This is a genomic window from Chryseobacterium angstadtii, assembly GCF_001045465.1.
Taxonomy (GTDB): Bacteria; Bacteroidota; Bacteroidia; order Flavobacteriales; family Weeksellaceae; genus Chryseobacterium; species Chryseobacterium angstadtii.
This window is the reverse complement of the sequence record NZ_LFND01000001.1, coordinates 336439-358678: the sequence shown is the minus strand read 5'-3', so window position 1 is coordinate 358678 and position 22240 is coordinate 336439. Positions and strand designations below refer to the sequence as shown.

The window sequence follows — 22240 nt, the reverse complement described above, 5'->3', positions numbered from 1 at the left end:
TTTGTTATTTCAGATAATCAAATATATGAAAATAGTATTTCATTTTGATTCGGTTCACAAGACGATCCACAAGAGGGAGATTTTTGAGATAGTCCTGGTATTTCCGATGGCAGTACTCTTTATATCCTGCATCAAGTTGGGTATTGAGATGTAAACCGGAAATCACTTTTTTTACAAAAGGATATCTTTGGAATACGGTAAAAAGTTCTTTTCTGGAAAAGGTTTTCTTTCCGGAAACAGAGAATTCAGTAAATGCTTTATAGCCGATATTTTGCTTAGGGTGTATGCGGTATTCTCCTAAAACGGATTTTTCAACCCAAATAGCGTTTTGATCTGCAGCCAGGAGAAGAAGTTCATAATCGTGGATAACCACAGAATTTATTCTTTTCAAAGGCAGATGGACTTTTAGAAAGCTGTTTCGTACAGCCATGCTCATTCCCGGAAATAGGTTTCCCTGGTACAGCAGGCGCTTCATGATATCTTCGGGTTGTGTAAAGTCGTCCGGATCAAAAGATTCAATATGCCAGTAAATCATTTCATCGGAACTTTTTAATGAATCTCCGAAAAGCCTTATACTGTGGCATATAATATTGATGTCATTACGGTTTTCAAAGATTTTCGTAATGGTTTCGGTTTTATTTGTAAGCCATCGGTCGTCCTGGTCACACAGCAATACAATATCGCCGCTGCACAGACTCATGGCTTTTTCAAAATTTCCTACATAGCCCAGATTTTCAGGGTTTTGATGAACCTTAATGATTTGGGGATACCGTTCTGCATAGCCGGAAAGAATTTCCAGGGTACCATCCGTAGAACCGTCATCACAGATGATAATCTCAGACACCGGACAGGTCTGGTTGAGAATACTCTCCAGCTGTTCGGCAATATAAGTCTGACCATTATAGGTGCAAAGGGCTACAGATGAGGTCATTGTTTATGTATTTTTCGGTTTTTTCTGTAAAAGGTTGTAGTAATATCGCTTCATTGCAAGATATCCGGAAACTACTTTTCCGCCTGTTGCTTTATTGAATTCATTTTTCAGCTGGGAAAGCTGGGTGGTGTATACTTCAATCATATGATAGGCAAGCCTGTCGTGAAGCTCTTCACCGTATAATTTTTTTAACAGGGGAAGTATGGCGGTTCTCTGGCGGATCACTTTATAAGGATCTGATGATAAACTTGTTTTATCGTCTTCCTTGCGGTAATGGGCCAGCGGCTCATCAATCAGAAGAACTTCAGGGTTGTTTCTGGTAATATAAATCCACATCAGCCAGTCTTCATTGATGCTTAACGTTGGTTCAAACCTGAAACCTTCAAGAAGCGTCCTGGAAATCAGTCCGCAGTGGATAGGAATCGTAAATTTAAGATTCCACCCGAATACGATGCTTTCAAATGCAGCAAACTCCTTTTCAATACGGTTGTAACCCGGATAATGCGTTTTGTTTTTGTAAATGGTGAACTGGCTTAGTATTAAAGGATATTCTTTATCTCCGGAAAGGCTTTTGGTGAATTTTTCCCGGTCCAGCAGGTCATCAGAATCCAGAAACTGGATGTAGGCACCCGACGCTTTTTCAAGTCCGGCATTTCTTGCGGAAGAGATTCCTCCGTTTTCTTTATAGATGTACTGAAATCTTGGATCCTTTCCGGTCCATTTTCCGGCTATTTTTTCTGTTTCATCTGTAGAACCATCATTCACGATGATGCATTCCCAATCTGCAAAGGTTTGATCCATTACAGACTGCAGGCATTCATCGAGGTAAATACCCTGATTGTAGCAGGCGATTATGACAGAAATTTTCGGGCTCATTTTTTTAAATAAATTTATTCAAAAGTTTGTAAAGTGAAAGAGGGAGCCTGTTTTTTACAGCAAGGCTCAGTCTTTTGATATGAAACGGATATTTACTGTAGGCTAATCTGTATTCCGGTGGAAATTTTCTTCCCTCCAGATAAAATTTCAGCGTCTGTACATTAATCCTTTCTTTTACGGTACCGTCCTTATCAAACATCATTTGAAGAAGAATGGTTTCCATTTCTATTTTTTCTGCTTTTACTTTTGAGATATTTTCAGGATGTAAACGGTAATAAGCCAGTTTTTCAGGGATATAGGCCGTTAAATATTTTTCGTTGATTTTCAGCCAGCGAAAGTAGTCTTCCACCGTAAATCTGGAATCATATTTCCCTGTTTCTTTTAAAACATCCGTTCTCAGCATTACGGTTAAGGCTGCTATTCTGTTGCCTTTTACCAGTTCTTTTCTGAAAACATAAGGATCAACGTTTCCTAACGTATCATAATCAGCAATATCGTCAATGATAATGCTGTCGTTATCTATTGTATGAGTATTGGTGAAAAGCATTCCGAATTCTTCTCCCGAATATTCCAGTTTTTCAACCGATTTTTCGATGGCTTCAGGGTGAAGAAAATCATCGGCCGCAATCAGCTTGATGTATTTTCCTTTGGCAAGCGCCACACATTCATTAAGCATGGTGGCCAGTCCCGTGTTTTTGGTATGGAAGTTTTTTTCTGCCGGAAAGCTGTTTTCCTGCAGCCATTGTTCAATCACATCGGCCGAGTGGTCTGGAGAAGCATCATCACCTACAATCAGCTGAATGTTTTTGTAGGTCTGGTTTTTTATGCTGTCCAGATTTTCCCTGATAAACCTTGAATGATTATAGGAAACAACAACTACGGTTACTAAAGGATTCTCCATTGCTATTGATACCTGTTTATTCCATTTGTTCTTTTGATCCCTCGATGCCGAGCATGCTCTGCACTTTTTTCCCCTGCTCATCCATCGAATAAATCATTTCACGCACATCTCCTTTTACCAGAAAGATTTCCGGTGGAACAATGCTGGACTGATCTACGTGTTCGGGAATCGTAAGTTCCAGAGTATATCCTTCCAGAAATTTTTCATTAAGAAAATCCGGTTTGATATGCAGGGTAGGGTTGAGGCTGTCTACAGAAACCCTGTTCAGTTTGGTAGCCAGTAATTCTGACTTGATAGGGCTCATCCCGATGCGGAAAAGCTTACGGTATTTGATGTAGCTGAATCCTTTGTCTTCCAGGGTAACCGGGTTATGGTAAGGAATAGGTTTCAGGTGCTTCAGCAGTCCTTCGGAGTGATAGATGGTTCCGTCTACGGCAAAAGGATAAGACCAATGGTGAATATTGGTGTCTGCATAATAATCCCATTGATAATAATTGTCTTTTTTCTCCAGATAGCTAGGGAAGTCTTCCAGGTTTTCCCCTACATAAAGTCTATACGACGCATTTTCGGGATTGTTTCTTATAATGCTTAAAATTTCATCCGGGATATGCACATCTTCAAAGAAAACACTGTCGTCCGTACAGAACATAACAAATTCACAGCCGCTGGTTTTGATGATTCTCTGAAGAGCTCCTTTAAAATTGTCGCCGTTTTTTTTGAACAGATTTTTTTCTTTGAAAAACTCCCAGTCTCTTTTTGTATGAAGGGCATGGATGTAAGAGGTATCAAAAAACACATGCTTTCTTTCTACAAAAGATATATTTGAGTGTTGGCTGTATTTTTTCTTCAGCAAGTCATAGCCTTGCTGATGGGCTCCGGTGGTATGGTATAAAATAACAACCTTGGCATCCGCTTTAAAACGTTGGATAAAAGACTGGAGCAGATAGTCCAGCTGTAAGGCCCGGTTGAAAGAAAATATTACATTAAGTATCATAAGTGATAGGAGTTTAGGGTTGGCAGTACTTGGCGATAGATCATGCAGGAGAAACTGATTATAATTTCTCGATTGAATGAACGATTTTTGGAAAAAGAATTCCCGGTGATTTTACAATTTCACCAAATTCATTCTGTATTCCATGTACTTCGAAACCGAACAGCTCTGTTCTGAATGCTACATCCGTCCTGTTGATACCCCAGAAGAAATCAAAATAATAAGAATCTTCATTAATGGTATAAGGAGGAATTTCAAAACTTGCCGTATAATCTCTTTTCTCTATATCTTTATTCTGGCTGATCATTAAACCTGTACTCATAATGGTAAGATCATGACTGTTTTTCAGGAAGAATGAAAGATCAATATCCACGCCTTCCATCTTGGAGGTAAAACCTACCGTGATCCGGATACCGGATTTAGTAGTGATGATATCTCCGTTGATAGGTTCTGCTTTGTAGGATTTCACCATAATGTTCTCGTTTTCGAGAACTGTAGGATCTTCCAGATAGTTGTAGAACAGTTTTGTGTCACTGTTTTTCTGATATTCAATGATGCATTTGTTAACGTCACCCTGAGAAATCAGTTTACCTTTGTCGAGTAGGAGTGCAGTGTTGCACAATTCCTTTATCGCTGTAATATTGTGACTTACAAAAAGAACCGTACGGCCTTCGCCTTTGGTAACACTGCCCATCTTTCCGAGACATTTCTTTTGAAATTCGGCATCTCCAACGGCAAGAACTTCATCTACGATCAGGATTTCAGATTCCAGGTGTGCTGCCACAGCGAAAGCCAGACGCACATACATTCCGGAAGAATATCTTTTTACAGGGGTGTCAATATATCTTTCTACTCCTGAAAAGTCTACTATTTCGTCAAATTTCCTTGTGATTTCTTTTCTGGTCATTCCCAGGATAGCTCCGTTGAGGTACACATTTTCACGGCCTGTCATTTCAGGGTGGAAACCGGTTCCTACTTCCAGCAGTGAGGCTATTCTCCCCTGCGTATAGATTTTACCCGTTGTGGGCTTGGTTACCTTACTCAAAAGTTTCAGAAGGGTAGATTTTCCTGCTCCGTTTCTTCCTATGATTCCTATGGCATCTCCCTGTGTAAGTTCGAAATTGATATCCCTTAAAGACCATACATATTCAGATTCTCCTTTACTTGCTCTGTCATTAGCTTCTCCTATTTTGAGATAAGGATCTTCTTTTCCTCTTACTTTATGCCAGAATCTGTTCAGATCGTGAGAAAGGGTTCCTGTTCCCACCTGTCCTAAACGATATTGTTTTGATATGTTTTCCGCTTTTAAAGCCAGCATTTTTTTTTAAGTTTAAATTATACAGTATCCATGAATGTTTTTTCAACTTTGTTGAAAATAACAAGGCCTATTGCGAACATCACAAAAATGATGATCGTACTTATTCCCAGCATAAGGGGAGAAAAATCTCCTACACCCAGCCAGCCATATTTGAAACATTCAAAAATACCTGTTAACGGGTTATAATAAGACAGCTTTTTAAACGGTCCGATCAATGCAGAGGCGGGGTAAATAACCGGCGTTGCATACATATACAAACTTATCCCGAAACCTAATAGCATGCCGAGGTCTTTGTATTTTGTCGTAAGTGAAGAGAAAATCATTCCCGCACCTAAAGCAAAAACCACCATGAGTAGAATGAGGAAAGGAGTGGCCAGTACCCATATGTTGGGGTGAATCTCACCTATGGCAAGGTAATAGGCCCATACGACTACAAATAATAAAATTTGTACACCAAGCCTCATAAGGTTGGATATAACGATGGAAATCGGGGTGACCAATCTGGGGAAATATACTTTTCCGAATATATTTGAATTTCCTACAAACGTGTAAGATGTTCCCAGAAGGGAGCCTGAAAAATAATTCCAAAGGGTAACTCCTGCCAGATAAAAGAGGATAGGCGGAGCTCCGTCTGTGGGAAGGTTGGCGATTCTGCCAAATACAATCAGGTATACGATTGTTGTTAAAATAGGATTGATGAAAAACCATATCGGGCCTAAAATAGTCTGCTTAAAACTTGATATAAAGTCTCTTTTTACAAACATATAGATCAGATCCTTGTATCTCCAAACTTCTCTAAGCCGTAAATCAAACAAGGAATGGTTGGCATCAATCGTTTCTGTCCACTTTTGCTGTGGGTTATTCATTTGTGTAAGTTTTTGCAAATTTAAAATATTTAATTCTTATCTAACTTTACTGATTAGTGAATAATTATTCACATAAAACTAAAAACAGCAACTAATATATTAATATTTGTTAGTATGAGCAAAAAACTATCAGCCATAAAGCCAATAGTTCTTTAATTTTATAATAATTGTTTTTGTTTGTAATGAAGTCTCCGGATCATTTATTGCAGAGGAACTTTTTCCGCTGTGATAAAGGGTTTGTATCTGCTCTTACTTCATTGTGTAGCTCAACTAAAACCCGTTAACCGCTTTGATGATAGCCTGAATTTCCTCCTCCTCTAAAACAGAAGATATCGGAAGGCTCAGTACTTCTTCATGCATTTTTTCGGTGATAGGGAATGAAAGGTCCGCATATTCTTTGTACGCTTCCTGCTTATGAGGCGGGATAGGATAGTGGATAATCGTATGGATTCCTTTCTCCGTTAAATAAGCCTGAAGTTCATCTCTCTTTTCCGTTCTCACTACAAAAACATGCCATACATGCTCGTTTTCATCAGCAGGATTTTCCGGGAGGATGATTTTTGGATTGTTGATTTCAGAAATGAATCTTTTGGCAATCGCTCTTCGGGTTCCGTTTTCATGGCCGATATATTTCAGTTTCACATCCAAAACGGCAGCCTGAATTTCATCCAGCCTGGAATTTAATCCTTTGTAAATATTAACGTATTTCTGATTTGAACCATAGTTCGCAATTGCACGGATGGCTTCAAACAACTCTTTGTCATTCGTCGTTACGGCTCCGGCATCTCCCAAAGCTCCAAGATTTTTACCAGGGTAGAAACTGAATCCGGCAGCATCACCCAGATTTCCGGATTTGATCCCGTTCCATTCCGCTCCGATAGACTGGGCGTTGTCTTCTACAATCTTTAACTGGTGCTTTTGTGCGATATTTTTAAGCTCTTCCGAAAATACAATTCTTCCTTGAAGGTGAACAATCAGGATGGCTTTGGTTTTCGGAGTTATATTTTCTTCAATTTTTGCAATGTCAATATTATAAGTATTGGCATCCGGTTCTACAAATACAGGAACCAGTCCGTTGTCTGATAAAGCCAGAACGGAAGCGATATAGGTATTGGCCGGAACAAGAACCTCGTCGCCGGGTTTCATAACACCCAATTCAATGTAGGCGCGGAAGATCAGACGCAGCGCATCCAAACCGTTGGCTACCCCTAAAGCATATTCAGAACCGATATAAGATGCCAGGTTGGTTTCGAAGTTTTTAAGTTCGCTTCCCTGCAGATACCAGCCGCTTCGGAAAACGCTTAAAAGTTTATTTTCGATCTCTTCCTGATGCTGTAAATTGACCTTTTGAAGATCAAGAAATTTTATCATAATAGTATGGTTTAAAAAGGTCAGTTATTTTTTTCTCAGACATACTGCACCCCAGGAATAACCTACGCCAAAGCCTACGAGCATTACATTTTTTGAATCCCGCGACCCCATTGAGTTTTTAAAGGCAATCGGGATGGTAGATGACACGGTATTTCCGTAATCCAGCATATCTATAACGAAGTTTTCTTCCGGAATCTTGATTCTTTTTCTCAAAAAATCGAGCATGAAAGTATTGGCCTGGTGGAAGATAAAAGTATCAATATCACTTTTCTCGAATCCGTTGATCTTTAAATTTTCTTCTACAAGACCGGGAATGGCTTTAGAGGTGAAATCAAAAATTTTCGGACCGTTCATGTGAAGGTAATTGTCTTTGTCTTCTTTGTCTTCTGTTTTTTTATTTCTTACCGCTCCGTTTTTTACGATGAGGTTTTTGGCTCCTTCTCCATCTGTTCCTACAGAGAATTTCAGAATTTCAAAATCTCCGTCTTCAGAGATCAGGGTAGCTGCAGCAGCATCCCCGAAAAGGCTGATGTTTCCTTTGTCGTCCTCATGAATATGTTTAGAATAGGTTTCTGCTGTTATCAGAACAACATTCTTCATCATTTTGGAATCAATAAGGGCATTGGCCAGAGATAATCCGTAAATATACCCCGAACATCCCTGGTTGATATCTATAGCGCCACAGCTGGTATTTAAACCTGCCTGGGACTGTACGATACAGGCTGTAGCAGGAAGGAAATAGTCCGGGCTTTGGGTGCAGACAATCAGATAATCTATGGTAGATTTGTCAATCTGATACTCATCAACGAGTTTATTAAGTGCTTTAACTGCAATATCGGACGTAAACTCATCGTCTCCGGTGATATTACGGTTTCTGATCCCTATTTTTTCCAGAATTTTATCACTTTCCCAGTCAGGAAATTTTTTTGAAATCTCCTCATTGGAAATAACTTTTTCGGGAATATAGGTGGAAATATATTTTATAAAAGCCATTGTTTAGTATTTACTGTTTTTTCTCAACAATAAAAGAATAAAGCTCGTTGATATCTTTAAATGCAGTGATTTGCTCCGGCTCAATATCTACACCATATTCATCTTCTATCATTACTTTTATAACCATTGCGGTCAGTGAGTCCCAGTAGCTTTCTTTACTGTATGCAGTTTCAGGTTCTATTGCTGTATCCGTATTTTCCAGTTGAGACTGAAAATTTTTGATAAATTCATTTACTGACATAATCTTATATTTTAAATTTTTTGAGAATATCCGGAAGGATGGTATTAAAGGTCTCTTTTTTTAACAGATAATAATTGTTTTCATCATCACTTCTCACCAGCTCAGGCTGGAAAAGTTTATGATAGCCGTTCACTGAAGTGTTCTGTTTTCTTACTTCGAACTGGATGGTGTCAAAATTTAATTCATTCAACACGAAATCCTTCACAGCCATATCCACTTTGATTGAATTCTTTACGTTTGAATAGTCAGGCTTGGAAACCCAGCTTCCTATTTCAGGCAGTCCGGAATCTATTTTATATACTCTGTACGTAGCAAACTCTTCATTATTTTCGTCAAATGCAATGAAGTAGTATTCTTTTTGCTGCTGCTCACGCTCTTTATAATTTAAAATCCACTGTTTTTGTGCCTCTACATCCGGAGAAGTTTTTGAAATAAACCTTGACTTTTTTTCGTTGTTCCGGATGGATACTATAAATGCAGCATCTTCCGTTTCAACGAATCTCAGTTTAATTCCTTTGTATTCAATTATCATCTTTTGTTATTTATATTAATGTCTTCATTGTCCAGGTTACTGAGACAGGAAGATTTATTTTTTGCCTACTGTTTCTTTAAAACTTTCATAATCCCTGAAATAGTCTTCCTCATCATATATTTCAGAAGCCAGACACAGCAGTACCGCATTGTGCGAAAACTGAATGTCTCTCCATACCAGTTTAGGAATGTATAAGCCTTTTGTAGGGTGATCTAAAGTGAAAGTTTCTTTGTTGCCGTCCTTATCTTCCGTATTAAAAATAATGGTGCCGGAAACGGCGAATATCATCTGCTGCAGCTCTTTATGGGCATGTCCGCCTCGTGTCACATCGTGAGGGGTGTAGTACGTCCAGTAGACACGCTGTATTTCGAAAGGAACATTTTTCTGGGTTTCAGCTATAGTGATATAGCCTAATTGAGATGATCCTATTTTATCGAATGTGATGATTTGTGGTTTATTGTATTCCATTAATGTTTCTAAATAATTCTTTAAAGTTTTCAAAGTTAATTATAAAATTACTATCGGAAAGAACCCTGTCATTATTATGTGGTGATACGTTAAATTATATACCGGAGATCTGCTTCGGATTAAGAAAATAAGTAAGATTTTTATGTTAAATAACTATTAGCCGCAAAGCCAATAGTTATTTATATTTATTATGATACGGTATTACTTTTTCACCAGCTGTTTCAGGTATTCCCCGTAGCCGCTTTTTCCGTATTTTTTTGCTGTTTCTAGCAGTTTTTCCTCGTTGATGAATTTATTTCGGAATGCTATTTCCTCTATACACCCTATCTTGAAGCCCTGTCTTTTTTCAATGACACTTACAAATTCAGAAGCATCATTCAGAGAATCAAAAGTTCCGGTATCAAGCCACGCTGTACCTCTATCCAGAACGCCTACTTCAAGTTTTCCTTTGCTTAAATAAACATTATTCACATCTGTAATTTCAAGCTCTCCTCTCGCGGAAGGCTGAATGTTCTTTGCAATTTCAACCACGTCATTATCGTAAAAATACAGACCGGGAACTGCATAGTTTGATTTCGGCTTTAAAGGTTTTTCCTCAATTGAAATAGCTTTAAAGTCGTCATCAAATTCTACCACGCCATACCTTTCCGGATCAGAAACGTGATAAGCGAAAACCACTCCGCCATCCGGGTTGGTTTTGTTCTTTAATAAGGTACCCATTTCTGAACCGTAGAAAATATTATCGCCCAAAACCAATGCTGCAGGATCATTCCCGATAAAGGAGTCTCCCAAAATAAAAGCCTGTGCCAGTCCGTCCGGGCTGGGTTGTACAACATATTCTATATTACATCCAATCTGGGATCCATCACCTAAAAGTTTGATAAATCCGGGCTGATCGTGTGGAGTAGTAATGATCAGAATGTCTTTAATTCCTGCCAGAAGCAGAGTCGAAAGCGGGTAATAGATCATCGGTTTGTCATAAACAGGCATCAGCTGCTTGCTTACGGCGATGGTAAGAGGGTAAAGTCTTGTTCCGGATCCTCCGGCTAATATGATTCCTTTCATTATTATTTGTTTATGTTTTCTATGGCATAACTTATCTGATTTTTAATATTCAGATCAATAGTCGGGCTCATTAAAAGTATGGTGTTGTCTTTTGACAGGGTACCGCCTAAGCTTTTATGAAACTTAATCAGTTCCCTTAAATTTTTTTCCGGTATAAAGGAAAGGGCACTCTGCAGTGAAAATCTTAACTCTTCAAAATCAAACTGATCTATAATAGAGCGGGCCTGTTCTTTGGTGAAAAGCTCTTTAGGAGGGTCTACATTGTAATCAATCCTCTTGAGGCTGATATAATCTTTGGCATAATTAATCAATGCTTCCTTATAGTGGGAAACCTCTATGAATTCATTGATAAGTTCTTTTTGAACCAAATTCGCCGTTGCCGGAGGCGGAGGAACTTGAGCCTTTGCCAAAGAAAAAAATACAATGGAAAACAACAGAAGAATACACTTCATGATGCTCTTAGTTATATTGATTTTCGTAGTATTTCTGGTAATCACCGCTGGTTACGTTTTCAAGCCATTCTTTGTTCTCAAGATACCAGTCAATGGTTTTTCCTAAACCTTCTTCGAAAGTTACAGATGGTTTCCATCCTAAATTTTCATTCAGTTTGTCTGCATCTATAGCATAACGCTTGTCGTGTCCCGGTCTGTCTTTTACAAAGGTGATCAGCTTTTCGGAATAGCCTTCCGGTTTCCCAAGTTTGGCATCCATTTGTTTGATAAGCTCTTTCACCAGATCTATATTCTGCCATTCGTTGAAACCTCCGATATTGTAAGTTTCTCCTGTTCTCGCTTCATTGAATATCTGATGAATCGCCCGGGCATGATCTATCACATACAGCCAGTCTCTGGTATATTTTCCGTCACCATAAATAGGTAATGGCTTCTCATTGATGATATTTGAAATACAAAGCGGAATCAGCTTTTCAGGGAAATGATTAGGCCCGTAGTTGTTCGAACAGTTAGATACAATGAACGGCATTCCGTACGTATTTCCGTATGCTCTTACCAGGTGATCGGACGCTGCTTTTGAGGCTGAGTATGGAGATTGTGGATCGTAAGCCGTTGTTTCAAGGAAAAATCCGGTCTCACCAAGACTTCCGTATACTTCATCGGTAGAAACATGGTAGAATAAGTTGGTTCTTTTTTCGTCCGGGAATCTTCCGTGGGTATGATCGGGGTTCAGGGTCCAGAATTCTTTACATAGGTTGAGAAGATTGGCTGTACCGTTTACGTTGGTATTAATAAATGCCATAGGATCTGTAATACTTCGGTCTACATGGCTTTCTGCTGCTAAGTGTACTACTGCATCCGGATTGTATTTTTCGAAAACCTTTCTTAATTCTTCCGGTTGGGTGATGTCGGCTTTTTCGAAAACATAATTCGGTTCATTTTCAATGTCCTTCAGGTTTTCTAAATTCCCGGCATAAGTAAGAGCGTCAAGGTTGATGATGGTGGTGCCAGGATTATTTTTTACAAACTCTCTCACAACATGAGAACCTATGAATCCGGCTCCTCCGGTAATAATTATATTCTTCATCTATTTATTTTCTATGGTCTTTCTTCCTATACTTTTATAATGGAACCCGTTCTGTTCTGGGATTTCCAGCGGATACATATTTCTTCCGTCAAAAATAACTTTGTTTTTCATCTTTTTGGCCATCAGTTCAAAATTAGGATTTTTGAATTCAGGCCATTCCGTAGCAATAAACAAGGCATCTGCATCTTCAAGGGCATCATACATTCCTTTTGCATATTGTATTTTGTCACCAAGAATTTTCTGTACATTGTTTTCGGCTACCGCATCGTATGCAGCAATTTCTGCGCCTTTTTCAAGTAAAAGTGCAATGTTGTCTAAAGATGATGCTTCACGGATGTCGTCTGTATTGGCCTTAAAAGCCAGTCCCCACATCGCAATTTTCTTTCCGCGGATGTCTCCTCCGAAATATTTCTCAATTTCTGAAACTAAAATTACCTTTTGGGTGGTATTTACTTTTTCTGTAGCCTCCAGGATCTGGAAATTGAAATCTTCCTGTATTCCGGATTTTATCAGTGCTTTTACATCTTTAGGGAAACAGCTTCCGCCGTACCCGATTCCCGGAAACAAAAATCTGTGCCCGATTCTGTCATCGCTGCCCATTCCCAGTCTCACTTTGTCCACATCAGCTCCTACTTTTTCACAGTAATTGGCTATTTCGTTCATGAAAGTGATTTTTACGGCAAGGAAAGAATTGGAGGCATATTTGGTAAGCTCCGACGACTTTTCATCCATAAAAATAATCGGAATTCCGGTATTGGTAAATGGCTGGTAAATTTTAGCCATGACGTTTTTTGCTTTTTCAGAGCTTGCTCCTACTACCACTCTCGAAGGGTTCATGGAATCTTCCACCGCAAAACCTTCTCTCAGGAATTCCGGATTGGAAACTACATCAAAAGGGATGTCTGTTTTAGAGGCAATTACTTCTCTCACTTTATCGGCAGTACCTACGGGAACCGTACTTTTATTGACAATGACTTTGTATTCCGTCATCATTTCCCCAATATTATTGGCCACCTGAGTAACGTACGAAAGATCTGCAGAGCCGTCTTCACCCGGTGGGGTTGGGAGGGCCAGATAAATAACTTCGCTTTTGTCTAAAGCTTCTTTAAGATTGGTCGTGAAAAATAATCTTTCGGATTGAATGTTTCTTAAAAACATTTCTTCAAGGTTCGGCTCATAGATGGGAACAATGCCGTTTTTCATACCTTCTACTTTCTTTTCATCAATGTCAACACAGTATACTGAATTGCCAAGTTCTGCCAGGGTAGTGCCTGTAACCAACCCTACATAACCTGTTCCTACAATTGTTATATTCAAAATGTCTGTTTTTAAATTTAAAGACAAAAATAATAAAAATACCGTCATCTGCTTCTTTAATTTACTTTAACCTGAATTTGAGGTAAGAGACAAGATTTCAGACAGCAGATGTCAGACATCAGACTTTAGGATGAGGTTGAGGCAAAGACTCAGACTGATATTAAGATGAATATTTGAGAATAATCAAATTCCTAAGCTCTCCAACTCTCAAACACTCTCACCCTCTTACTCTCAAACCCGAAACCTCGCACCACGAACCCCGTATCCCGAACCTCGAATCCCATACCTTGTAACTTCAATGAAAAATTTAGGGTATTTACTTGATAACGAAGCATATTTTGCTTTTTTGGAAAAAATGCGTATATTTGCAGTGGATTTACAGGAAAAAATGGGAAGGCTTCGGAAGAAAGCCTTTTTTCGTACTGGTAAATCAAGATAATTAATGTATGGAGTTTAAAAAAAGAATTGAAGAATTATTAAACGAATTCCTGGTTACCAGAGAAGATTTGTTTCTTGTAGATCTGAAAATTTCTGCCGGAGATGATATTACGGTGATCCTGGATGGAGATCATGGAGTGACTCTTCAGGACTGCCTTGATGCAAGTCGCGCGATAGAGTTTAATATGGATCGTGAGGAGCACGACTTTAGCCTTCAGGTGATGTCTGCCGGACTTAGCGAGCCATTGTCAGCTCCCAGACAGTTCAGAAAAAATATCGGAAGAGATATCGAAGTGATGCTGAATGATGCTTCCGAAATTGAAGGTGAACTGGCTAAAGTGGATGATGAAAAAATCACACTTATTTTACGCTACCGGAAACCGAAAGATATCGGCAAAGGGAAAGTGGATGTGGAGGAGGAAAAAGAAATTCCTTACTCTGAGATAAAAAAAGCGTTAGTAGTAATTAAATTTTAAAAGAAAAAAAAATAGATGGATAATATAGCGTTGATTGAATCCTTTGGTGATTTTAAAGACGAAAAAGGGATCAGTAAGATTGATCTTATGGCAATTATTGAAGATTCACTGAAAACTCTTTTGAGAAAGAGATTTGATTCAGATGATCATTTTGATGTAATTGTGAACCCTGATAAAGGAGATTTTCAGATATTTTTAAATAAAACGATTGTAGAAGACGAGATGTCTGAAGATGATGATCTGGAAATCGAACTTTCTGAAGCAAAAAAAATAGACCCTACTTTTGAGGTGGGTGAAGATTTTACTATGGAAATTCCTGTTGCCCAGTTGGGAAGAAGAAATATCCTTACTTTAAAGCAGATCCTGGCTACAAAACTTCAGGAGCACAATAATGCAATGCTTTATGAGCAGTTCAGAGATAAGATCGGGGAGATTGTTATTGGAGAAATTCACCACATCCGTCACAAGCATGTGATCTTGCTGGATGATGAAGGGAATGAATTCATTTTGCCGAAAGAAAACCAGATCCCGTCCGACTTCTTTAAAAAGGGCGAAAATATCAGAGCTATTGTTGAGACAGTAGATTTTAAAGGTTCAAAACCTCAGATTATTATTTCCAGAACTGCACCTAAATTCCTTGAGAAATTATTAGAGCTGGAAATTCCTGAAATCCAGGACGGAACGATTATGCTTAAAAAAGTAGTAAGAATTCCTGGTGAGAAGGCGAAGATTGCAGTAGATGCTTATGATGACAGAATAGATCCTGTAGGTGCTTGTGTGGGAGTGAAGGGATCCAGAATTCATGGGGTTGTAAGAGAGTTGAGAAACGAAAACATCGATGTTATTCAGTGGTCTAAAAACCCTGAAATTTTGGTAAAGAGAGCTTTAGGAAATGTTACCATTAATAAAATTGATATCAACGAGGATTCAAGCTATGCTTTAGTTTATACACCGGTTGAAGAGATTTCTAAAGTGATTGGAAAGCAGGGGCAGAATATCAGACTGGCTTCTTGGCTTACAGGATATGAGATTGATGTATACAGAGAATCCAGTGAGGATGACGATGTTGAATTAAGAGAATTTAATGACGATATCGAGCAGTGGATTTTGGATGAATTTAGAAAAGTAGGCCTTACTACTGCAAAATCAGTACTGGATAAAGATACTGAAAGTCTCTTGAATATGGTGGATCTTGAAGAGGAAACAATTGAAGATGTGAAGCGTATTCTTAGAGAAGAATTTGAAGATTAAGATTTTTGATAAATTTTAATAAAACAGTAAAAAAGAAATACTTTAATTTTAAGAATTAAAAAAACAGTAAATAATATAGATGCCAAAAATAAGATTAAATAAAGCGGTTAAGGAATTCAATATTTCGATGTCCAGATTAGTAGAATTTTTACAGTCAAAGGATTTCGAAGTTGAAAACAATCCTAACGCTCAATTAGAAGAAGCGGCATATTCTGCATTGGAGGCTGAGTTTGCCAAAGACGGCGAACAGCGTAAAGCTTCCCATGAGGTGGTGATCACTAAGGTTCCGGAAGAAAAACTGGAGATTGAAGAAAAGAAAACCCCTGAAGTAATAAGAGCTAAAGCAAACAAACCAGAAACTAGAATTTTAGGTAAAATAGATCTTGAACCTAAAGCTCCTGAAGTGGAAGAAGTTCCTGCTGCACCTGTAGCAGTACAGACTCCTGTGGAGAAACCAGTAGAAGAAAAGAAAGAAGAAGTTGTGGCTGAACCGGAAGCAAAAGCTGCTCCTGAAAAGCAGGAATTCAAAGTTCTGGATAAAATAGATCTGTCTCAAATAGAATCTAGAAATAGACCTGTAAAAAAAGATAAACCAAAAATGGAGGAGAAAAAAGAAGAGGAAAAACCGGTAGAACCTGTGAAAGAAACTCCAAAACAGACAGAACCTGTTGCTGAAAAAACAGAAGAGTCTCAAAAACCAGCTGAGTCTGAATCTCAGGAGCCTCAGAAAATAGAAACTGTTTATCAAAAACTTGACGGTCCTAAGATCGTAGGTGAAAAGATAGATTTAACGCAGTTTGCACCAAAACCTGGTGCTGGTGCTAAAAAGAAAAGAAAGAGAATTGAAAAACCCGGAGGCCCGAATAATCAACAGGGTCAGGGGAATAACCAAAACTCTGGAAATAATAATAACAACCAGGGAGGTCAGGGTAACCGTCCTCAAAATGGTGGAGGTCAGGGTAACCGTCCGCAAGGTCAGGGAGGTCCTGGAGGAAACCGTCCTCAGGGGCAAGGTGGCCAGGGAGGAAACCGTTTTGGGAACAACCAGGGGAATCGTCCACCGGGTCAAGGCGGAGGATTTAAGAAAGGTCCGGGTGGAAACAACAACAGACCGGGGCAAAGAACCATGCCTGTTGAGCTTACTGACGAGCAGGTTAAAAACCAGATCAAGGAAACTCTTGAAAAACTGACCAACAAAGGAGGTAAATCTAAATCTGCAAAACACAGAAAAGATAAAAGAACTTACCGTAGAGAGCAGGATGAACGTCAGCAGGAAATTGATGCTCAGGACAGAACATTAAAAGTAACGGAATTCATCACAGTAGGTGAATTGGCGAGTTTAATGAACGTTTCTCCTACAGAAGTTATTTCTGCTTGTTTCTCTCTTGGTGTTATGGTAACCATGAACCAGAGACTTGAAGCGGATACCTTATTATTGGTTGCCGATGAATTTGGTTATAAAATTGAATTCTCAGATGCAGATCTTGAAGAAGTAGAATCTGAAGAAGATATGGATTCCGAGGAGGATCTTTCTCCTAGAGCACCAATCGTAACGGTAATGGGTCACGTTGACCACGGTAAAACGTCATTACTTGACTACGTTAGAAAAACAAATGTTATCGCAGGTGAATCCGGAGGTATTACCCAGCACATTGGAGCTTATAATGTGAAGCTTGAAAACGGACAGAGAATTACATTCTTAGATACACCAGGTCACGAAGCGTTTACCGCGATGAGAGCCAGAGGTGCTCAGATTACCGATATTGCAATCATTGTAATTGCAGCGGATGATGATGTGATGCCGCAAACGAGAGAAGCTATTTCTCACGCACAGGCAGCAGGAGTACCAATGATTATTGCACTCAACAAAGTAGATAGACCGAATGCTAATCCTGATAATATCCGTCAGCAACTTTCCGGGATGAATATCCTTGTAGAAGAGTGGGGAGGAAACGTTCAGTCTCAGGAGATTTCTGCGAAATTTGGTAACAATATGGATGTTCTATTGGAAAAGGTATTGCTTCAGGCAGAAATGCTTGATCTTAAAGCTAATCCAAACAGAGCCGCTCAAGGTGTTGTTATTGAAGCTTCATTAGATAAAGGAAGAGGATATGTTGCTACCATGTTGGTACAGACCGGAACCCTTAAAGTTGGAGATTATGTAGTGGCAGGTAAAAATCACGGTAAGGTAAAAGCAATGCTTGATGAAAGAGGCAGAAACCTTAAAGAAGCTGGCCCGTCTATTCCGGTAACTATTTTAGGTCTGGATGGAGCGCCTACAGCTGGTGATAAGTTTAAAGTATATGCAGACGAAAGTGAAGCTAAGACCATTGCCAATAAGAGAGAGCAGCTGCAAAGAGAACTTTCAATAAGAACCAAGAAGCATACTACGCTTGAAGAATTGGGTAGAAGAATTGCTTTAGGAGAGTTCAAAGAATTGAATATTATCCTTAAAGGTGACGTGGATGGTTCTGTAGAAGCATTATCCGATCAGTTACAGAGATTATCAACTGCAGAGATCAATGTAAATATCCTGCATAAAGGAGTTGGACAGATCACTGAGTCTGATGTTAACTTAGCAACTGCTTCTGATGCAATTATCATCGGATTTAATGTAAGAGCCGGTGCTAATGCTAAAGAACTTGCAGATAAAGAAGAAATTGAGATCAGAACATATTCTGTAATTTATGCTGCGATTGATGAAGTGAAAGAAGCTATGGAAGGCATGCTTTCACCTGAGATCAAAGAGCAGGTAATTGGTAACGTGGAAATCAGAGAAGTATTCAAGATTTCTAAAGTAGGAACAATTGCAGGATGTATGGTTCTTTCAGGAAAAGTAACCAGAACCTCAAAAGTGAGAGTATTGAGAGACGGTATCGTTAAATTCGACGGAGAGCTGGAAAGCTTGAAGCGTTTCAAAGATGATGTAAGAGAAGTGACCAAAGGTTACGAATGTGGTCTGAACCTGAAAGGCTATAATGATATTGAGATCGGAGATATCCTTGAAGTTTACGAACAGGTAGCTGTTAAGAAGAAGCTGAAATAAATCAGTTGATAAACTATACATTAAAACCACCCTTAAAAAGGGTGGTTTTTTTTATTAACCAAATGTTAAGATTTATGATCTGTATTTGTAATTAATGCATAATGATTAAGCGTTTTATAATAGCGTTTAGGTTCGTGACATTATATCAATATATGAGAATGCTTATAATGAGCTGTGTCAAAAAATTAAGACTATTTATGTTAAAATTCATATGATTTCTGTTTTGATTAGATGGGTTTCGAGGTTGAAAAAAGAGTTGTTGAAGGTGTAAATTGGTGAAAATTTTGAATTTTTCACTCATTTATCGGTTGATGTTGTGGTAGTTACAAAAGTCTATAAAAAAGGTCTTTTTTTGAATCATAGAATGGGCATTAAAATCTTTGGAAACCCTTTGTTTTAGGATAAAGTTACAATTAGATATTGATGATTTTTTTACTTTTAAATCTGTAAGTTAATGAAAATCATACTATTGTGAATTAATATGGCTTTTTTATTTACATTAATTTATAATGATTCTAAATTAATAATTTTAACATTTCGTTTAAATGAGTATAAACTGTTAAAATTCTTATTTTATTTATTTTTTAGTTAATTATTTTAACTTTTATTGATTAATAATTATTCATTAATTGGTGTATTTTACGATAATGATAAAAAATATAACGGTATTTTCGTTGCTGTATTTGTAGGTATTGGGATTTATTAACATATTTGTCACATATATATTAAAATTTGTTAATATGAATGTTAAAATACGTGTATTGAGTGTTGGAGTTCTGTTTTTCTTAAACGGAATGTATAATGCCCAAAAAACCAAAACCGACACAGCTAAGACAAAAGATATTGAAGAAGTTGTGGTCCTGGGTTACAATAGAACCCTAACGAAGCCTAAAGATGTAAGTGCGAATACCACTATCAGTGCAGAGGTTATGGAAAATAGGCCGAACGTGAGCTTCCTGAATTCATTACAGGGATCTGCACCGGGGGTAACTATTGCTTCCAATTCCGGATCTCCCGGATCTGCAAAGATAGATCTTGTTATTAGAGGTATTTCCTCTCTTTCGGCAGATACTGAACCATTAGTGATTATTGATGGTATTCCTACCGGAACCAATCAGTTCAGAAACCTGAATACGGAAGACATAGAGTCTGTCTCTATTCTGAGAGATGCTGCTGCAACTTCCATTTATGGGAATAGAGGAGCAAACGGAGTATTACTTGTAAGAACTAAAGGTGGGAAATTTAATGCGAAACTTAAACTAAGCTATTCTGCTTTAACCGGGGTGAGTATTATGCCTAAGAACAAGTATAATATTGCGGATTCCCACCAATTACTTAGAATTCAGAAAAACAATGGGCCTTCGTCTCTGCTTGGTGCTACTTTAACTGATCAGCAAATTGCAGATTATCCTGTAAATACCGACTGGGAAAAAGTGTTCTTTAAAGCAGATGTTACTCAGCAGCATAATATTTCTGCAACATTTGGAGGCGAGAATACATCGGTATATTCTTCCCTGGGATATTTGGAGCAGGGAGGTTTGGTGCCTAATACAAAGTTTCAGAGATTTACTTTCAGAAATAATATTACCGGTAGATCGGAAGATAAAAGATTCAATTATACAGCTATTATTGGTTTAGGATATTCCAAGAGAAGCCAATTGAATCAGGAGGGTAACTCTGGAATCAACGGGAATGTTGTTCAGAATCCATTGCTTGGATCATTTATAGCGCTGCCTTATATTAAATCAGGACAGTACGGTTCGGGTAGGGATTTGTTTAATGCTATTGGTACAGCCTCCTCAGCTGGCGGAAACTTTGCTTATGTTTTAGAGGATGTATTGAGAGGGGACCAGTCTGTATTTGGGAAATTCAATGAAACTTCCGTTTTCACAAGTGCAACAACATCCTATAAAATAACAGATGATTTCACCTTAAACAATAGAACTGGTGCGGATCTGAAAATAGGTAATGCCTTTTCGGGAAGAAATCCCAAAGGTTATCTGTCTATTGTTGTAGCATCTACTTCCGGAATTGAATATGGCGGATTTGAAACAATTTCCAATTCACGGGAATTAAACTTTACTACAGTAACCAGCCTTAACTATAATAAGGTTTTTGGAGAACATACTGTTGGGTTGGGGGCTTATATGGAATATAATAAAGTTCATTTCTATGGCAGCTCTCAGACTCAGAACGGACTGGATCCAAAAACTTTTGCTATTGGGGCAGGTACGGGATATATAGCTTTTGATCCTGAAAGAGATATTTATGTATCAACCGTATCAGCTAATAAAGTTACTGCCGGTGCTCTTTCGTATTTTGCGACAGCCGATTATGATTTTGCTGATAAATATGGTTTCAGCGGAACCATCAGAAGAGATGGTAACTACAGATTTGCTCCTGGTAGAAAATGGGGGACTTTCTGGTCTGTGGGTGGACGCTGGAATATTGATAAAGAAGGATTCATGGACGGCTCTTTCTTCGATATGTTGAAATTAAGAGCTTCTTATGGTACACAAGGGAATGCCAATGTGGTTGCTGCCGGGGACGATACCAACCCGCTGTTGCTTGCGACTGGGATTAGTAGAGAAATTAATGTTGTTGGAAACGGATACGGAAATACACCGGGTTATTTCCTGAATAATATGGCTAACCCTATTGTACAATGGGAAGAAATAAAGCAAGCTAACGTAGGTCTTGATTTTAAATTGCTAAAAAACAGATTGGAAGGGAATGTGGATGTCTATCAAAAGAACACAGATATGCTGTACTATAATATCCCGTCTTCTGCAATTACTGGACAGTATAACTACAGAGGAAATTATGGTAGTCTTAAAAATGAAGGGGTAGAACTTGTGTTGAGATACAATGTTTTAATGAACAAGGATTATAAACTTACTGTTTTTGCGAACGCTTCTTATAATGAAAATAAAATTACTAAACTTCAGGTTCCTGTAACCACAGGTTCACTATTGCTGGAAGAAGGCGGTACGATCAATGAATGGAATTTGGTGCCTTACTTAGGAGTAAACCCTAATACAGGTAACGAGCTTTATTTGGATTCTAATGGGGCTGTTTCAGAGCAGGCTTTGGATAAGGACAGAAGAAAAACAGGTAAGAACTATTTCCCTAAATATACCGGAGGTTTTGGTATTAATAGTGAATACAAAGGATTCTTCCTGGATGCACTTTTCTCTTTCCAGGCTAAATTCTGGAGATCAGACAACCAGCTGTCTTGGGCATTGAACCCTGCTTATATGAGAGCCGGATACAATGTGTCAGCAGATTTACTTAATGCATGGACGCCTGATAACCGTGAAACCGATATCCCTTCTTTAAGTGCACCGGTATCAGGTATTACTGATAGACTGCTATTTGATGCATCTTTTTTAAGACTTAAAAATGTATCATTAGGATATAATGTTCCGAAACAGTTCTTTAATACAAATTCGGTGATTAAATCTGCTAAGATTTTTGTTCAGGGTGAAAATATTATGACATGGACAAAATGGAGAGGGTATGATCCTGAGGGACTGGGAACTTTTCCTTTAAGTATTTATCCTAACCCGAGAACTTTCTCGCTTGGGGTTAACTTAGAATTTTAATTTTATTACTAATGA

At 38.4% G+C, this 22240-nt stretch carries 19 protein-coding genes; 4 read left to right on the top strand and 15 right to left on the bottom strand.

Annotated elements, in window-relative coordinates:
• Window positions 1–4: 4 nt before the first annotated feature.
• The 15 genes from ACM46_RS22745 to ACM46_RS01505 all read right to left on the bottom strand — a co-directional run bounded on the left by ACM46_RS22745 (window position 5) and on the right by ACM46_RS01505 (window position 13409).
• Window positions 5–931, bottom strand: a complete 927-nt coding sequence (locus ACM46_RS22745; RefSeq protein ID WP_053082655.1) for a glycosyltransferase — start codon at window positions 929–931, stop codon at window positions 5–7.
• Window positions 932–934: 3 nt separating this feature from the next.
• Entirely contained in the window at window positions 935–1807 is an 873-nt protein-coding gene (locus ACM46_RS01570) for a glycosyltransferase family 2 protein (RefSeq protein WP_048504860.1), read from the bottom strand.
• Window positions 1808–1811: 4 nt separating this feature from the next.
• Window positions 1812–2708 carry a glycosyltransferase family 2 protein gene (locus tag ACM46_RS01565; protein WP_048504859.1) on the bottom strand — a complete coding sequence of 299 codons (897 nt, stop codon included), beginning with the start codon at window positions 2706–2708 and terminating at the stop codon, window positions 1812–1814.
• 16 nt (window positions 2709–2724) lie between these two features.
• Entirely contained in the window at window positions 2725–3702 is a 978-nt protein-coding gene (locus tag ACM46_RS01560; protein ID WP_048504858.1) for a hypothetical protein, read from the bottom strand.
• A gap of 58 nt (window positions 3703–3760) precedes the next feature.
• The gene (locus ACM46_RS01555; protein ID WP_048504857.1) at window positions 3761–5017 is read right to left on the bottom strand and encodes an ABC transporter ATP-binding protein; all 1257 of its coding nucleotides are present in this window, start codon (window positions 5015–5017) and stop codon (window positions 3761–3763) included.
• A 17-nt stretch (window positions 5018–5034) separates the two neighbouring features.
• Complete coding sequence (locus tag ACM46_RS01550) at window positions 5035–5883, bottom strand: ABC transporter permease (RefSeq protein ID WP_048504856.1); 849 nt, start codon at window positions 5881–5883, stop codon at window positions 5035–5037.
• 270 nt (window positions 5884–6153) lie between these two features.
• Window positions 6154–7254: a DegT/DnrJ/EryC1/StrS family aminotransferase gene (locus ACM46_RS01545; protein ID WP_048504855.1), complete on the bottom strand. Its 1101-nt coding sequence runs from the start codon at window positions 7252–7254 to the stop codon at window positions 6154–6156.
• Window positions 7255–7278: 24 nt separating this feature from the next.
• Complete coding sequence (locus tag ACM46_RS01540; protein WP_048504854.1) at window positions 7279–8247, bottom strand: 3-oxoacyl-ACP synthase III family protein; 969 nt, start codon at window positions 8245–8247, stop codon at window positions 7279–7281.
• 10 nt (window positions 8248–8257) lie between these two features.
• Window positions 8258–8488 (bottom strand): acyl carrier protein, encoded by a 231-nt coding sequence (locus ACM46_RS01535; protein WP_048504853.1) that lies wholly within the window; start codon window positions 8486–8488, stop codon window positions 8258–8260.
• 4 nt (window positions 8489–8492) lie between these two features.
• On the bottom strand, window positions 8493–9020 hold the full coding sequence (locus ACM46_RS01530; protein WP_048504852.1) for a GNAT family N-acetyltransferase: 528 nt from the start codon (window positions 9018–9020) through the stop codon (window positions 8493–8495).
• A gap of 54 nt (window positions 9021–9074) precedes the next feature.
• Window positions 9075–9488, bottom strand: coding sequence for a sugar 3,4-ketoisomerase (locus ACM46_RS01525; RefSeq protein ID WP_048504851.1), 414 nt, complete (start codon window positions 9486–9488; stop codon window positions 9075–9077).
• Window positions 9489–9689: 201 nt separating this feature from the next.
• On the bottom strand, window positions 9690–10553 hold the full coding sequence (rfbA, locus tag ACM46_RS01520) for a glucose-1-phosphate thymidylyltransferase RfbA (protein WP_048504850.1): 864 nt from the start codon (window positions 10551–10553) through the stop codon (window positions 9690–9692).
• A gap of 2 nt (window positions 10554–10555) precedes the next feature.
• Window positions 10556–11005 (bottom strand): hypothetical protein, encoded by a 450-nt coding sequence (locus ACM46_RS01515; protein ID WP_048505557.1) that lies wholly within the window; start codon window positions 11003–11005, stop codon window positions 10556–10558.
• A 7-nt stretch (window positions 11006–11012) separates the two neighbouring features.
• Complete coding sequence (gene rfbB / locus ACM46_RS01510) at window positions 11013–12092, bottom strand: dTDP-glucose 4,6-dehydratase (protein ID WP_048504849.1); 1080 nt, start codon at window positions 12090–12092, stop codon at window positions 11013–11015.
• The gene (locus ACM46_RS01505) at window positions 12093–13409 is read right to left on the bottom strand and encodes a UDP-glucose dehydrogenase family protein (protein ID WP_048505556.1); all 1317 of its coding nucleotides are present in this window, start codon (window positions 13407–13409) and stop codon (window positions 12093–12095) included. It abuts the gene before it with no gap.
• A gap of 446 nt (window positions 13410–13855) precedes the next feature.
• Here ACM46_RS01505 and rimP point away from each other — a divergent pair, with 446 nt between their 5' ends.
• The 4 genes from rimP (at window position 13856) to ACM46_RS01480 (ending at window position 22225) form a co-directional block, all read left to right on the top strand.
• Window positions 13856–14323: a ribosome assembly cofactor RimP gene (gene rimP / locus ACM46_RS01495; protein ID WP_048504847.1), complete on the top strand. Its 468-nt coding sequence runs from the start codon at window positions 13856–13858 to the stop codon at window positions 14321–14323.
• A gap of 15 nt (window positions 14324–14338) precedes the next feature.
• Complete coding sequence (gene nusA / locus ACM46_RS01490) at window positions 14339–15574, top strand: transcription termination factor NusA (RefSeq protein ID WP_048504846.1); 1236 nt, start codon at window positions 14339–14341, stop codon at window positions 15572–15574.
• Window positions 15575–15653: 79 nt separating this feature from the next.
• On the top strand, window positions 15654–18620 hold the full coding sequence (gene infB, locus ACM46_RS01485) for a translation initiation factor IF-2 (protein ID WP_048504845.1): 2967 nt from the start codon (window positions 15654–15656) through the stop codon (window positions 18618–18620).
• 740 nt (window positions 18621–19360) lie between these two features.
• The gene (locus ACM46_RS01480; protein ID WP_048504844.1) at window positions 19361–22225 is read left to right on the top strand and encodes a SusC/RagA family TonB-linked outer membrane protein; all 2865 of its coding nucleotides are present in this window, start codon (window positions 19361–19363) and stop codon (window positions 22223–22225) included.
• Window positions 22226–22240 lie beyond the last annotated feature (15 nt).